Raw genomic sequence first — 14,518 nt, 5'->3', positions numbered from 1 at the left:
TGTGGGAGCCGGGCTTGCCCGCGATGGCGGTGGGTCAGGTAAATAGATTGGGCCTGACCCACCACCATCGCAGGCAAGCCAGCTCCCACATTTTGAGCTGCGTCAGATCCAAAATGGTGCACTGAAAAATCAACGCCCATTTTCGGGCATCTCCTACACTCAGATCTCCCTTATCCCACCTTTTAAAAAGCTCATTCGGAACTAAATTCGGAACTATGGTGCAGAAATTGCTACTTGTGATCCGTCTGACACCGTTCAGTAACAGTCCTAAACGCGCCACAAGCGCTTATCTTGGTTTCCAGGGATTACATAATGAAAAAAGCATTGCTGACCCTTTCTGCACTGGCTCTGTGCATGGCTGCTGGTGTTGCGACAGCCAAGGAATACAAGGAGTTGCGTTTTGGTGTCGATCCTTCCTACGCGCCGTTCGAATCCAAGGCCGCCGATGGCAGCCTGGTGGGCTTCGATATCGACCTGGGCAATGCGATCTGCGCCGAGCTGAAGGTTAAGTGCAAGTGGGTTGAAAGTGACTTCGACGGCATGATTCCAGGCCTCAACGCCAACAAGTTCGACGGCGTGATTTCCTCGATGACAGTGACCGAAGCCCGTGAAAAGGCGATCGACTTCTCCAGCGAGCTGTTCTCCGGCCCAACTTCCCTGGTGTTCAAAAAAGGCGCGAACTACTCCACGCCTGAGTCCCTCAAGGGCAAATCGGTAGGCTACGAGCAAGGCACTATTCAGGAAGCCTACGCCAAGGCGGTACTGGACAAGGCCGGTGTGACCACCAAGGCCTACGCCAACCAGGATCAGGTGTATGCCGATCTGACGTCCGGCCGTCTCGACGCTTCGGTGCAGGACATGCTGCAAGCCGAACTGGGCTTTTTGAAGTCGCCGGCAGGCGCTGACTACGAAGTCAGCAAGGCCATCGACGACCCATTGCTGCCGTCCAAAACGGCGGTCGGTATCAAACAAGGTAACAAAGACCTCAAGGCCTTACTCGATAAAGGTATCAAAGCGTTACACGATGATGGCACCTACGCCACTATCCAGAAGAAACACTTCGGCGATCTGAACCTGTACAGCGGTAAATAACACCCTGGCGCCCACCTGTTTCAGGTGGGCGCTTTTTTATCGCCATAGGTCCTGAATTCATGTTTGAAGATCTTTTGCAAACCCTGGGGCTGAGTGCCTTCAGTTTGAAGGGGTTCGGCCCGCTGTTGCTGCAAGGTACGTGGATGACCGTGAAACTGTCGGTCGCCTCCCTGGCCGTCAGCGTCCTGCTGGGCCTGATCGGCGCCAGCGCGAAACTGTCCAGCGTCAGCCTGATCCGCATCCCCGCCCAGCTCTACACCACCTTGATTCGCGGCGTGCCCGACCTGGTGCTGATGTTGCTGATTTTCTACAGCCTGCAAATCTGGTTGACCGGTTTTACCGACTTTATGGAATGGGACTACATCGAGATCGACCCATTCAGCGCCGGGGTCATCACCCTGGGCTTCATTTACGGTGCCTACTTCACCGAGACCTTTCGCGGCGCGATCCTCGCGGTGCCGCGTGGCCAGTTGGAAGCGGCGACCGCCTACGGGCTCAAGCGCGGGCAACGGTTTCGCTACGTGACCTTCCCGCAGATGATGCGCTTTGCCCTGCCGGGCATCGGCAATAACTGGATGGTGATGCTCAAGGCCACGGCGCTGGTGTCGATCATCGGTCTCGCGGACCTGGTCAAGGCGGCTCAGGATGCCGGCAAGAGCACCTATCAACTGTTCTATTTCCTGGTCATCGCAGCGTTTATCTACCTGCTGATCACCAGCGCCTCCAACTTCGTCCTGCGTCGGCTTGAACGTCGCTACTCCGCTGGGTCCCGGGAGGCCGTGCGATGATCGTACTTGTGCAGCAATACTGGCGCCCCTTCCTTTATAGCGACGGCCAAAACATCACCGGGCTGGCGATGACCCTGTGGCTGCTCAGCGCCTCGCTGGTGATTGGTTTTCTGGTGTCGATCCCGCTGTCCATCGCCCGCGTTTCGCGCAAGCGCTACATACGCTGGCCGGTGCAGTTTTACACCTACCTGTTTCGGGGTACGCCGCTGTATATCCAACTGCTGATCTGCTACACCGGGATCTACAGCATTGCGGCCGTGCGTGCGCAACCGGTGCTGGATACGTTCTTTCGTGATGCGATGAACTGCACCATCCTCGCCTTCGCCCTGAACACCTGCGCCTACACCACCGAGATTTTTGCCGGCTCGATCCGCAGCATGGCCCACGGTGAAGTCGAAGCGGCCAAGGCCTACGGCTTAAGCGGCTGGAAGCTGTACGCCTATGTGATCATGCCGTCGGCCCTGCGCCGCTCGTTGCCGTACTACAGCAATGAAGTGATCCTGATGCTGCACTCGACCACCGTGGCGTTTACCGCGACGGTGCCGGACATTCTCAAGGTAGCGCGGGATGCTAACTCGGCTACCTACATGACCTTTCAATCATTCGGCATCGCTGCGCTGATCTACCTGACTGTGACCTTTGCCCTGGTGGGGCTGTTTCGTCTGGCGGAGCGCCGTTGGCTGGCCTTTCTCGGGCCGAGCCACTAAGGAGTCGTTATGCGTCATCAGGTACATGAGCTGATCGCGCCGGTGCCCGGCACGGCGCGGCAGATTCACAGTTTCCACTTCGGCCCGGAACAGGCTGAAGGCAAGATCTACATCCAGTCATCGCTGCATGCCGACGAACTGCCGGGCATGCTGGTGGCCTGGCACCTCAAGGTGCGCCTGGCTGAGTTGGCGGCGGCCGGAAGGCTGCTGAGCGAAATCGTGTTGGTGCCCATTGCCAACCCGGTGGGCTTGGAACAGGTGTTGATGGACATTGCGCTGGGCCGCTACGAGCTGGAAAGCGGGCAGAACTTCAATCGCCTGTTTGTCGACCTCAGTGAGCAAGTCGGTGACCAAGTCGAATATTTGCTGGGCAATGATCCCCAGCACAACGCGCGTCTGATTCGCGCCGCCTTGGCCACGGCCTTGGCCGCGCAAACCGCCGACACCCAGCTGCAATCCCAGCGCCTGGTACTGCAACGCCTGGCCTGCGACGCCGACATGGTGCTGGACCTGCATTGCGACTTCGAAGCCGTGGCGCACCTGTACACCACGCCCCAGGCGTGGCCACAGGTGGAGCCGCTGGCGCGCTATATCGGCTCGGAAGCCAACTTGCTCGCCACCGATTCCGGCGGGCAGTCCTTCGATGAGTGTTTCACCCTGGTGTGGTGGCAGTTGCAGCAACGCTTCGGCGAGCGCTTCCCGATTCCCCTGGGCAGCTTTTCGGTGACCGTCGAACTGCGTGGCCAGGGCGACGTCAATCACGGCCTCGCCAGCCTCGACTGCCAGGCGATCATCGACTACCTGATCCACTTCGGCGCGATTGCCGGCGACGTCGCGCCACTGCCCGAGCTGCCCTACCCGGCCACCCCGTTGGCAGGCGTGGAACCTGTGACCACGCCAGTCGGCGGTTTGCTGGTGTTCAGCGCCCTGCCGGGGGAATACTTGGAAGCCGGGCAATTGATCGCCGAAATCATCGACCCCATTACCGACCGCGTAACGCCCGTGCACTGTAAAAACGCCGGCCTACTTTACGCCCGTTCGCTGCGCCGCATGGCCACTGCCGGGATGGTCATCAGCCATGTCGCCGGTACTGAAGCCTACCGCAGCGGCTACCTACTTTCGCCTTGAGGATGCACGCCCCATGTACAAATTGACCGTTGAAGGCCTGCATAAAAGCTATGGCGACAATGAAGTGCTCAAAGGTGTCTCGCTCAAGGCCAAGACCGGCGACGTGATCAGCCTGATCGGCGCCAGCGGCTCGGGCAAAAGCACCTTTTTGCGCTGCATCAACTTCCTGGAAACCCCCAACGACGGCGCAATGACCCTCGACGGCCAGCAGATCCGTATGGTCAGCGACCGCCACGGCATGCGCGTGGCCGACGACGCCGAGTTGCAACGCCTGCGCACACGGTTGGCGATGGTGTTCCAGCATTTCAACCTGTGGAGCCACATGAACGTGCTGGAAAACATCACCATGGCCCCGCGCCGGGTGCTGGGTTGCAGCAAGAAAGACGCCGAAGACCGCGCCCGTCGCTACCTGGACAAGGTAGGTTTGCCGGCACGCGTGGCCGATCAGTACCCGGCATTCCTCTCCGGTGGCCAGCAGCAACGGGTGGCTATCGCCCGCGCCCTGGCCATGGAACCGGAGGTGATGCTGTTCGACGAACCGACCTCGGCCCTCGACCCGGAGCTGGTCGGTGAGGTGTTGAAGGTGATCCAGGGGCTGGCCGAGGAAGGCCGCACCATGATCATGGTCACCCACGAAATGAGCTTTGCGCGCAAGGTGTCGAGCCAGGTGCTGTTCCTGCACAAAGGCCTGGTGGAAGAGCAAGGTGCGCCTGCCGATGTGCTGGGCAATCCAAAGAGCGAGCGCCTGCAGCAGTTCTTGAGCGGCAATTTGAAGTAAACCTTTGCGGCGCCTGGAGGGTCTCTGGAAGAGAGCCTCCAGAGCGTCAGACTCCGCATGGCAAAACCCTTCGACTTCGCCAAACACTGGTTTGCCGCCAAAGGCTGGAAACCGTTCGCCTTTCAGAAAGACGTGTGGGCGGCGGTCAAGCAGGGCCAGTCAGGCTTGCTGCATGCCAGCACTGGCGCGGGTAAAACCTATGCACTGTGGTTTGCTGCCCTCAATCGCTTCGCCATCACCCGCCCACCCACCACCGGTAAACGTAAAGCGCCGGCTGCGCCGCTGACGGTGTTGTGGATCACGCCGATGCGTGCGCTGGCCGCCGACACCGCACGCGCCCTTGAAGCGCCGCTGGCGGCCTTGCAGATTCCCTGGAGCGTCGGCCTGCGCACCGGCGACACCAGCAGCAGCGAACGCGCACGCCAAACCCGCCGCCAGCCCACTGCGCTGGTCACCACGCCGGAAAGTCTTACGTTGATGCTGGCGCGGGCCGACAGCGAGACGAGCCTGGCGCACCTGCGCATGGTGATCGTGGATGAATGGCATGAACTGATCGGCAATAAACGTGGCGTCCAACTGCAGCTGGCGCTGGCGCGACTGCGGCGTTGGCATCCGGAGCTGATGGTGTGGGGGATTTCCGCGACGCTGGGCAATCAATCCCACGCCTTGGAGGTTTTGGTCCCACAAGGCGGCGGGATCAATGTGCAGGGGCAAACAGCCAAAAAGTTGCAAGTAGATACGTTGTTGCCGCCCGCCACCGAGCGCTTTCCTTGGGCCGGGCACATCGGTTTAAAAATGTTGCCGCAGGTGGTGGCCGAAGTGGATGCCAGCAGCAGTTGCCTGGTGTTTACCAATACGCGGGCGCAGTCGGAGATTTGGTATCAGGCGTTGCTCGAAGCCCGTCCGGACTGGGCGGGGTTGATTGCTTTGCATCATGGCTCACTCTCGCGGGAGACGCGCGACTGGGTGGAGCGGGCCCTGAAAGACGGTCAGCTAAAAGCCGTGGTGTGCACCTCCAGCCTGGATCTGGGTGTGGACTTCCTGCCGGTGGAGCGCGTCTTGCAGATTGGCTCGGCGAAAGGTGTGGCGCGCCTGATGCAGCGCGCCGGGCGCTCCGGCCATGCGCCGGGGCGGCCGTCGCGGGTGACGCTGGTGCCCACCCACAGTCTGGAGTTGGTGGAGGCCGCCGCCGCCCAGGATGCGATTGCGCAGCGACGCATCGAAACCCGTGAATCGCCTTACAAACCGCTGGATGTGCTCGTACAGCACTTGGTGAGCATGGCGCTGGGCGGCGGTTTCACGCCGGATGCGCTGCTGGCGGAAGTGCGCGGCGCCTGGGCGTATCGCGACCTCACACAGGCGGATTGGGCCTGGGCGCTAGGGTTTGTGCGCCATGGCGGGCTGTCGCTGACGGCTTACCCGGATTATCGCCGGGTAGAGCCCGATGAGCAGGGCATCTGGCGCGTGCCGGATGCGCGGTTGGCCCGCCGCCATCGCATGAGCGTGGGCACTATCGTCAGTGATGCGAGTATTGCGCTGAAATTCTGGAGCAAGGGCGGCGGCGGCAAGAACTTGGGCAGCGTCGAGGAAGGCTTTATCGCACGGCTCAAACCCGGCGATGGCTTCCTGTTTGCCGGGCGTTTGCTGGAGCTGGTGCGCGTGGAAAACATGACCGCTTATGTGCGCCGCAGCACCGCGAAGAAAGCCGCTGTGCCGCGCTGGAATGGCGGGCGCATGCCGCTTTCCAACGAGCTGGCCCAGGCCGTAGTCGAGCGCTTTGACGCGGCGGCACACGGGCACTTCGATGGCCCGGAGATGCGGGCGGTGCAACCCTTGCTGCAAACCCAGCTGCGCTGGTCCGGCTTGCCGACGCGTGCGCATCTGCTGGCCGAAGCCCTCAAGTCGCGGGAGGGCTGGCACCTGTTTCTTTACCCGTTCGCCGGGCGCCAGGTGCATCTGGGGTTGGCGAGCCTGCTGGCGTGGCGGGTCAGCCAACAGCAGCCGGTGACCTTTTCAATTGCCGTGAATGATTACGGGCTGGAACTGTTGAGCGCCACGCCGGTGGATTGGCCACTGTTGCTGAACGCGGCGTTGCTGAGCCCGCAAAATTTGCTGACCGACGTCGCGGCCAGCCTGAACGCCGGAGAACTGGCCCTGCGCCGCTTTCGCGAAATCGCCCGCATCGCCGGGTTGGTGTTCGCCGGCTACCCCGGCGCGCCGAAAAGCACGCGGCAGGTGCAGGCTTCCAGCGGTTTGTTCTTCGAAGTGTTCAAACAATATGACCCGCAGAACCTGTTGCTGACCCAAGCCGGGGAAGAAGTCCTGCGTGATGAGTTGGACATTCGTCGGCTGGAACAGACATTGCACCATCTGGCGGTGCTGCAATTGGACCTGCATGTGATCGAACGGCCTACACCGCTGGCCTTCCCGCTGCTGGTCGAGCGGATGCGCGAGAGCATGAGTTCGGAAAAACTCTCGGAGCGCATTGCGCGGATGGTCAAGGACCTGGAAAAAGTCGCGGATAACGGGAAACGCTGATGCATTGTTCAGTGACGCTTGAGGGAGAAGAGCTTTGGCTGCTGGCGGATAAGGCTATGTTCTGGCCCGCTCGCCAGTGCCTGCTGATTGCCGACGCGCACTTTGGCAAAGCGTCTGCCTATCGCAGCCTGGGGCAACCGGTGCCACAAGGCACCACCACTGAAAACCTGCTGCGCCTGGACCGGCTGTTATCGGCCTTACCGTGCGCGCAGGTGATTTTTCTCGGCGACTTCCTGCATGGCCCGGGATCGCACGCCAGCGGCACCCTGAGCGCCTTGAGGGGCTGGCGTGAGCGCAATCCCAAGGTAGCCATGACGTTGATTCGCGGCAATCACGATAAACGCGCAGGCGACCCGCCTGCCGACTTGAGGATTGAGGTGCTCCCCGAGCCGCTGCTGATGGGGCCGTTTGCCCTGCAGCACGAACCGGATGCCCATGCCAGCCACCACGTGCTGGCGGGGCATGTGCACCCGGTGTTTCGCTTGCGCGGCAAGGGCCGCCAGAGTTTGCGCCTGCCGTGCTTTCAGCTGGGTCGCGGATCAGCCTGTTGCCGGCATTTGGCGCGTTTACCGGGGGGTATTCAGTGGAGCAGAGCGACGATCGGCGGATCTTTGTGATCGGCGACGAGCAAGTATGGCCGGTGCGCTGAAAAGCCGGCCATGTCTCTTGCCCTGACTGATCAGGCGACAGGCGCGGGTGGCGGCTCATCCGGAAGGGTTGGCTCACCGGGCTCGGTGGGCTGTTGGGGCCAATCTTCGTCAGGCTGGCCGGGAATGCCACCTGCAAAGGCCGGATCAGCCATCAGGGACCAGGCCAGAACACCAATCTGGTTGGGTTCAAGCCGGGCGAGTTCGGCGCTGATTCGCGGGTCGATCTTCATAAAGTACTCCTCAAGCGTGGCTCGGTGCGTTTTGCACGCACCGAGGCAGTACACCCAATAGAGTCACTTCCCGCAGACTAATTCCCTTTACGTGTAAGACCTTTCGATCAAGCGCGTGGGAGTGTGACGCCGCGCTGGCCCTGGTACTTGCCGGCGCGGTCTTTATAGGACACTTCACAGGCCTCGTCGGACTGCAGGAACAGCATCTGTGCCACGCCTTCGTTGGCGTAGATCTTCGCCGGCAACGTGGTGGTGTTGGAGAACTCCAGGGTCACGTGGCCTTCCCACTCCGGCTCAAGCGGCGTCACGTTGACGATGATGCCGCAGCGCGCGTAGGTGCTTTTACCCAGGCAGATGGTCAGCACATCGCGGGGAATGCGGAAGAACTCCACGGTGCGCGCCAGGGCGAAGGAGTTTGGCGGAATAATGCACACGTCGCTCTTAACGTCGACGAAGCTCTTTTCGTCAAAGTTTTTAGGATCGACGATCGCCGAATTTATGTTGGTGAACACCTTGAATTCATCGGCGCAACGCACGTCGTAGCCGTAGCTGGAAACGCCGTAGGAAATCACGCGCTCATCGCCTTCGCCACGAATCTGGCGTTCAACGAACGGTTCGATCATGCCGTGCTCTTGCGCCATGCGGCGAATCCACTTGTCCGATTTGATGCTCATGGCGGGTGTCCTGAATAGCGAGGTGGAAAAATTCTGTTGGGCATCTTACCGGGGCCGGCGTTGGGGTTCAAAGGGCGCCGGGGTTTTCTTGACGAATGCACTGCCTGCTATAGGCCGTAGCCAGTGGGGCCGGGGCTCACATAGCAGCCATCAGGGACTGTAAATACCACCGCCAGTCACGAATTTAGAGAAACCTTGGGAAATACCATTGGCACGTTCCGGAAAAAGGGTTAAGGTGGCGCCACTGTGCTGCTTGTGTCACTGAGAATCTCTACACGATATGTTGAATTTCGATCCAACCATCTCCAAGAATTTTTCCTGCTCTTTGCACTCAGTCTCGGCCAGGGCTTTTCCTGAGTCGCAGTTAACTTTGTCCAAGGAGATACACCATGTCTAATCGCCAAACTGGTACCGTTAAGTGGTTCAACGATGAAAAAGGCTTCGGCTTCATCACTCCACAATCCGGTGACGACCTGTTCGTTCACTTCAAAGCTATCCAATCCGACGGCTTCAAAAGCCTGAAAGAAGGCCAACAGGTTTCTTTCATCGCTACCCGCGGTCAGAAAGGCATGCAAGCTGAAGAAGTTCAAGTTATCTAACTTGTACTGACTTAGTCGAAAAAACCCCGCCCTTAAAAGCGGGGTTTTTTTATGCCTGGGATTTAGCGCTACGCCAAGGGAATAGGCGATCGCTCCTACGCTCTGCGTGGGAACTCAGCCAAGGACGCTCTACGCCCCAAAGCGTGACGCAGAGCGTCACAGCCACGCAACGCCCGGTGCATTCCCATGCACCGGGCGTTTTGTCGTAACGGCCTTATTAATCGTTACTGGAACAACGACTCACTCGACAAGCCGTTCTTCTCGAGGATCTCACGCAAGCGCTTGAGGCCCTCTACCTGGATCTGCCGCACACGCTCACGGGTCAGGCCGATCTCCAGGCCTACGTCCTCCAAGGTGCTGCTCTCATGGCCACGCAGACCGAAGCGGCGAATCACCACTTCACGCTGCTTGTCCGTAAGCTCTGACAGCCACTGGTCAATGCTTTGGGAAAGATCATCGTCCTGCAACAGCTCGCAAGGATCCGTCGGACGATCATCCGTCAGGGTGTCCAGCAGGGTTTTATCCGAATCCGGACCCAGCGAGACATCGACTGAAGACACGCGCTCGTTCAGGCCGAGCATGCGTTTAACCTCGCCTACCGGTTTCTCCAACAGGTTGGCGATTTCTTCAGGCGAGGGTTCATGATCGAGTTTTTGTGTCAGCTCACGCGCCGCCCGCAGGTAGACGTTAAGCTCCTTGACCACGTGGATCGGCAACCGGATCGTGCGGGTTTGATTCATGATCGCCCGTTCGATGGTCTGGCGGATCCACCAGGTGGCATAGGTTGAAAAGCGGAAGCCTCGCTCAGGGTCGAACTTCTCCACCGCCCGGATCAAGCCCAGGTTACCTTCCTCGATCAGGTCCAACAGGGACAGCCCACGATTGACGTAGCGTCGGGCGATTTTCACCACCAGCCGCAGGTTGCTTTCAATCATGCGCTTGCGCCCAGCCGGATCGCCTTTTTGCGACAAGCGCGCAAAATGGACTTCTTCTTCGGGAGTGAGCAGAGGGGAAAAGCCGATTTCATTGAGATACAGCTGCGTTGCGTCGAGCGCCCGCGTGTAGTCAATGTACTTGTGCTGCTTTAACGCAGTGGAGTTCTTGGATTTGGTGCGAACTGAAGGCGTTGCAGGCCCTTCATCATTTGACATCGAATCCGTAGCGATGCCGGTCTCCATAAGGAGAACCTCATCGTCGATGTCAAACTCCGGCGCTTCTTTACTGAGAGCCATTGTTATAGTCCTTTGGTGAGTTCGACCTCAAGCTCAAGCGACGCCTTTATCCTTGGCAACGCTGGAGCCTGTTCCTTCTACGTGAGGGAACAGGCTGTGCAACCTATCAACGACGGGGTAGGAATTGCAGCGGATCTACAGGCTTCCCTTGACGGCGAATCTCAAAGTGCAGTTTCACCCGGTCTGTGCCAGTTGATCCCATTTCGGCAATTGTCTGTCCGACTTTGACCTGCTGCCCCTCCCGAACCAACAGCCTACGGTTGTGGCCGTAAGCACTGACGTAGGTATCGCTGTGTTTGATGATGACCAGTTCGCCGTAGCCCCGCAAACCACTCCCGGCGTACACCACTGTCCCATCAGACGCAGCTAAAACAGGCCGTCCCAAATCCCCGGCGATATCAATGCCTTTATTCAAACTACCGTTTGAAGAGAATTTTCCAATTAATACCCCGTTGGAAGGCCATCCCCAACCGGTCGGTGCAGGCCCTGCAGGCGGCAACGGCGCGGCTGCCGGCTTGCTCGCAGCCGTAGACGCGGCGGTGCCTGCAGGCCGGGTGATGATGGTGGTTCTGCTCGAAGACGAGGGCGAAGATCCGGACTTTGTCACAACTGCCGTAGGCGCCGAACCGCTGCGCCCATCGAAACGAATGGTCTGCCCCGGATGTATCGTATAGGGCACAGGAATGTTGTTACGCGCTGCGAGTGCCTTGTAATCCCAGCCGTAACGGAAGGCGATCGAGAACATCGTGTCCCCCTTTCGCACTACATACTGCCCGGTGGTGACCGTCGGTTTTTGCGGCACTGCATTATTACGGTCAACTACCCGCGCCCCCCCGGAAGGCGTGCTCGAACAAGCAGCCAATAAGGAACTCAAGACAAGGCCAAGCACCAGTCGCTGAAAGCTTGTTTTACTCATACGCTGCGCAAGACCTGTGAGACTCACCCGCCGCTCCCTTTGTGGTGGCTGAACATGAACGCCTGTATCAGGCTTGAAATATGACGCAAGTATAACTGGGCATTGAATTTTTACCGGCACACGACTGAAACGAAAAATTCATCATGTTTAAACCCGGCTTCCAATCATGTTGACTCTACAAGCCCCGCCGTAAGACACATCCCCACTCACAGAATTCACTGCTAGCGAATAAATGATCAAGCCAGCGGGCCGTTGAGCAACGGCACGAAGCGCACAGCCCCCAGCACGTGCCGGGAAAAGCCTTCGTCCTCGCGGATAATGAGCATCAATTGTTGCACTTCGCCGGAGCCCACGGGGATCACCAATCGGCCACCAGGCGCCAACTGATCGAGCAACGCCTGCGGCACATCGGTGGCAACAGCCGTGACAATGATGCCGTTATACGGCGCCAGCGCCGGCCAACCTTCCCAACCATCGCCCCAGCGGAACACCACGTTGCGCAGGTTCAGTTCCACCAGGCGCTCCTTGGCACGGTCCTGCAGGACCTTGATGCGCTCCACCGAGAACACACGCTCCACCAGTTGTGACAGCACGGCGGTCTGGTAACCCGAACCGGTGCCGATTTCCAGCACCTTGTCCAACGGCCCCGCCGCCAGCAACAGCTCACTCATGCGCGCAACCATATAAGGCTGCGAGATGGTCTGGTTGTGGCCGATGGGCAATGCGGTGTCTTCATAGGCGCGGTGCGCCAGCGCTTCATCGACAAACAGGTGGCGTGGTGTACGCCGGATCACTTCCAGCACCTGAGCGTTTGACAGCCCCTCTTCGTACAGACGTTGGATCAAACGCTCGCGAGTACGCTGGGAGGTCATCCCGATGCCACGGCGCAACAGGTCGTCTTGTTCACGCGCCATCAACGCAGCCCCTCGAGCCAGCCATCGAGACTACTGAAGGCATCACTGAAGGTGCGATCAAGCTGCAACGGGGTAATCGAAACATAACCTTGCATCACCGCATGAAAGTCCGTGCCCGGGCCACCGTCCTCGGCGTCGCCCGCTGCCGCGATCCAATAACCTTCCTTGCCACGCGGGTCGACCACCTTCAATGGCGCCGCCGCGCGGGCGCGATGGCCCAGGCGCGTCAGCTGGATGCCGCGAATATGGTCGAGGGGCAAGTTGGGGATATTGACGTTGAGCACGGTGCGCGGCGGCAAGTCCAGGGAGCCGTGGGCTTGCACCAGCTTGCGCGCGAAATACGCCGCCGTCGCCAGGTTATCCAGTTGCCGTGAGGCAAACGAAAAAGCGAACGAAGTTCGCCCCAGGAAACGCCCTTCAAGGGCCGCCGCCACGGTGCCGGAATACAACACGTCGTCGCCCAGGTTGGCGCCGAGGTTGATGCCCGACACCACCAGGTCCGGCTCATGGTCCAACAAGCTGTTGATCGCCAGGTGCACGCAGTCGGTGGGGGTACCGTTTACGCTGATAAAGCCATTGGCCAGAACCTGCGGGTGCAACGGACGGTCGAGCGTCAGCGAACTGCTGGCGCCGCTCTTGTCCTGGTCCGGGGCAACCACCACACACTCGGCATAATCTTGCAGCGCAGCATAAAGCGCGGCAAGGCCAGGTGCGGTGGCACCGTCATCGTTTGATATCAGAATACGCATGGGCTGTCCGTCTGCCCCACCGGCACCAGATCAACAAGCTCGCGCACCAACACAGTGGCGAAGCATCCGGCCGGCAGGACGAATTCCAATTGCAGAATGTCAGGACCGGGATAATGCCACGTCAACCCGCCAATGGGCAGTCGAAGAATGCGCCGTTCCTGGCTCATGCCGGCATTCACCAGCCAATCGCGCAGGTCGGCTTCGCTGGCGGCAATCGTTTGCTCAAGCTCATGGGTGATGCCGCTGGCCGGCGAATCGCCCTCGCCCCACTGCGGCCCGGTCGGGTGCAGGTCCAGGATCGCCAGGCGCGGGTCGCTGCATTCCGCTTCCCCGGCCGGGAAAAAACTGCGGCTGTCGGTAAAGGCCAGCAGGTCGCCGACTTGGGCGCGCTGCCAGGAACCGTCTGCGACACGTGCCGCCAAGACTTTGTTGAACAGGAAACTGCGCGCCGTGGACAACAGCCGCGAACGCACATTGCGCTGCTCCGGCAAAGCCTTGCGCGCCGCCCATTCACGCGCATCCACTACGTTGCCGCCGTTGTGGCCAAAGCGTTGGGCGCCGAAGTAGTTGGGGATGCCGTGCTGGGCAATCAGTTGCAGACGCGCATCGATGGCGGCGGTATCGCCGGCCAACTGGGTCAGGCGCAAGGTAAAACCGTTGGCCGCATGCGCACCGCGCTGCAGCTTGCGCTTGTGGCGGGTCATTTTAAGGATCTTGAGGGTGTCGTTTTCCGCACCGCTCATGTCCGGGTCGGCCTTGCCCGGCAGTTGCACGCTGAACCACTGGCGGGTCAACGCCTGGCGGTCCTTGAGCCCGGCATAGCTGACGGTGCGCAACGGCACGCCGGCAGCCTTGGCGATACGCCGCGCAGCCTCTTCAGTATTCAGACCACGCTTTTCGACCCACAGCCACAGGTGCTCACCGTCGCCGGTCAGCGGGATATCCAGGACTTCGTCGACCTGAAAATCTTCAGCCGTCGCCTTCAGGACCGCGCTGCCCAAGGCCTCGCCATAGGCACGCGGGCCCAGCAATTCCAAGTCATTCATGCGCGCAGCAACAAGGCAACGGAGTGCACCGCGATGCCTTCTTCCCGGCCGGTAAACCCGAGCTTTTCGGTGGTGGTGGCTTTCACGTTGACTTGATCCAATTCAATTTGCAGGTCCGCGGCAATCAATGCGCGCATCGATTCGATATGCGGGGCCATTTTCGGGGCCTGGGCGACGATGGTGTTGTCGACGTTGCCAACCTTCCAGCCTTTGGCGTGGATCAGGCCGACCACGTGGCGCAACAGCGCGCGGCTGTCCGCGCCCTTGAAGGTTGGGTCGGTGTCCGGAAAGTGTTTGCCGATATCGCCCAACGCCGCCGCGCCGAGCAAGGCATCGCTCAAGGCATGCAACACAACGTCGCCGTCAGAATGAGCCAGCAACCCATGGTGGTGTGCAATGCGCACGCCGCCCAAGGTGATGAAATCGCCTTCAGCGAAACGGTGCACATCATAGCCGTGGCCAATACGCATAAAAAAA

The 14,518-nt window shown here is 60.0% G+C and carries 15 protein-coding genes and 1 pseudogene; 8 read left to right on the top strand and 8 right to left on the bottom strand.

The annotated features are described in order from the left end of the window. Positions 1–312 precede the first annotated feature (312 nt). The 7 genes and pseudogenes from GJU48_RS06200 to pdeM all read left to right on the top strand — a co-directional run bounded on the left by GJU48_RS06200 (position 313) and on the right by pdeM (position 7,680). Entirely contained in the window at positions 313–1,092 is a 780-nt protein-coding gene (locus GJU48_RS06200) for a transporter substrate-binding domain-containing protein (protein ID WP_094950026.1), read from the top strand. A gap of 59 nt (positions 1,093–1,151) precedes the next feature. Further along, entirely contained in the window at positions 1,152–1,880 is a 729-nt protein-coding gene (locus tag GJU48_RS06195; protein ID WP_094950027.1) for an ABC transporter permease, read from the top strand. Continuing rightward, complete coding sequence (locus GJU48_RS06190; protein WP_094950028.1) at positions 1,877–2,587, top strand: ABC transporter permease; 711 nt, start codon at positions 1,877–1,879, stop codon at positions 2,585–2,587. The genes GJU48_RS06195 and GJU48_RS06190 overlap by 4 nt, the downstream gene beginning before the upstream one ends. Before the next feature lie 9 nt (positions 2,588–2,596). After that, entirely contained in the window at positions 2,597–3,715 is a 1,119-nt protein-coding gene (locus GJU48_RS06185; protein WP_094950029.1) for a succinylglutamate desuccinylase/aspartoacylase family protein, read from the top strand. 13 nt (positions 3,716–3,728) lie between these two features. Continuing rightward, positions 3,729–4,493, top strand: coding sequence for an ABC transporter ATP-binding protein (locus GJU48_RS06180; protein ID WP_094950030.1), 765 nt, complete (start codon positions 3,729–3,731; stop codon positions 4,491–4,493). A 57-nt stretch (positions 4,494–4,550) separates the two neighbouring features. Then, entirely contained in the window at positions 4,551–7,031 is a 2,481-nt protein-coding gene (locus GJU48_RS06175; protein WP_094950031.1) for a ligase-associated DNA damage response DEXH box helicase, read from the top strand. After that, positions 7,031–7,680, top strand: a pseudogene (gene pdeM, locus GJU48_RS06170) (ligase-associated DNA damage response endonuclease PdeM). Before GJU48_RS06175 ends, pdeM begins: the two are co-directional and overlap by 1 nt. 30 nt (positions 7,681–7,710) lie before the next feature. Here pdeM and GJU48_RS06165 read toward each other — a convergent pair. Both GJU48_RS06165 and dcd read right to left on the bottom strand, forming a co-directional pair. Next, entirely contained in the window at positions 7,711–7,911 is a 201-nt protein-coding gene (locus tag GJU48_RS06165; protein WP_094950032.1) for a hypothetical protein, read from the bottom strand. Between the two features lie 107 nt (positions 7,912–8,018). Further along, a complete protein-coding gene (gene dcd / locus GJU48_RS06160) occupies positions 8,019–8,585 on the bottom strand; it encodes a dCTP deaminase (protein ID WP_003189215.1) in 567 nt (188 codons plus the stop codon). Positions 8,586–8,974: 389 nt separating this feature from the next. On the opposite strand from dcd, the gene GJU48_RS06155 reads away from it, so the two are divergent. After that, complete coding sequence (locus GJU48_RS06155; protein ID WP_002554837.1) at positions 8,975–9,184, top strand: cold-shock protein; 210 nt, start codon at positions 8,975–8,977, stop codon at positions 9,182–9,184. Positions 9,185–9,408: 224 nt separating this feature from the next. On the opposite strand, the gene rpoS is transcribed toward GJU48_RS06155, so the two are convergent. The 6 genes from rpoS to ispF form a co-directional block, all read right to left on the bottom strand. Next, complete coding sequence (rpoS, locus tag GJU48_RS06150; RefSeq protein ID WP_094950033.1) at positions 9,409–10,416, bottom strand: RNA polymerase sigma factor RpoS; 1,008 nt, start codon at positions 10,414–10,416, stop codon at positions 9,409–9,411. 106 nt (positions 10,417–10,522) lie between these two features. Further along, positions 10,523–11,359, bottom strand: coding sequence for a peptidoglycan DD-metalloendopeptidase family protein (locus GJU48_RS06145; protein WP_094950034.1), 837 nt, complete (start codon positions 11,357–11,359; stop codon positions 10,523–10,525). A gap of 209 nt (positions 11,360–11,568) precedes the next feature. Then, entirely contained in the window at positions 11,569–12,204 is a 636-nt protein-coding gene (locus GJU48_RS06140) for a protein-L-isoaspartate(D-aspartate) O-methyltransferase (RefSeq protein ID WP_169850588.1), read from the bottom strand. Between the two features lie 41 nt (positions 12,205–12,245). Further along, on the bottom strand, positions 12,246–12,995 hold the full coding sequence (gene surE, locus GJU48_RS06135) for a 5'/3'-nucleotidase SurE (protein WP_094950035.1): 750 nt from the start codon (positions 12,993–12,995) through the stop codon (positions 12,246–12,248). Then, entirely contained in the window at positions 12,983–14,041 is a 1,059-nt protein-coding gene (truD, locus tag GJU48_RS06130) for a tRNA pseudouridine(13) synthase TruD (RefSeq protein ID WP_094950036.1), read from the bottom strand. The genes surE and truD overlap by 13 nt, the downstream gene beginning before the upstream one ends. Then, complete coding sequence (gene ispF / locus GJU48_RS06125; RefSeq protein ID WP_092487654.1) at positions 14,038–14,511, bottom strand: 2-C-methyl-D-erythritol 2,4-cyclodiphosphate synthase; 474 nt, start codon at positions 14,509–14,511, stop codon at positions 14,038–14,040. Before ispF ends, truD begins: the two co-directional genes overlap by 4 nt. Positions 14,512–14,518: the final 7 nt, after the last annotated feature.

This window comes from Pseudomonas sp. IB20, from assembly GCF_009707325.1.
In the GTDB taxonomy this organism is placed as follows: domain Bacteria; phylum Pseudomonadota; class Gammaproteobacteria; order Pseudomonadales; family Pseudomonadaceae; genus Aquipseudomonas.
Note: the sequence above shows the minus strand (reverse complement) of the source record. Positions and strands in the feature narration are given on the sequence as shown.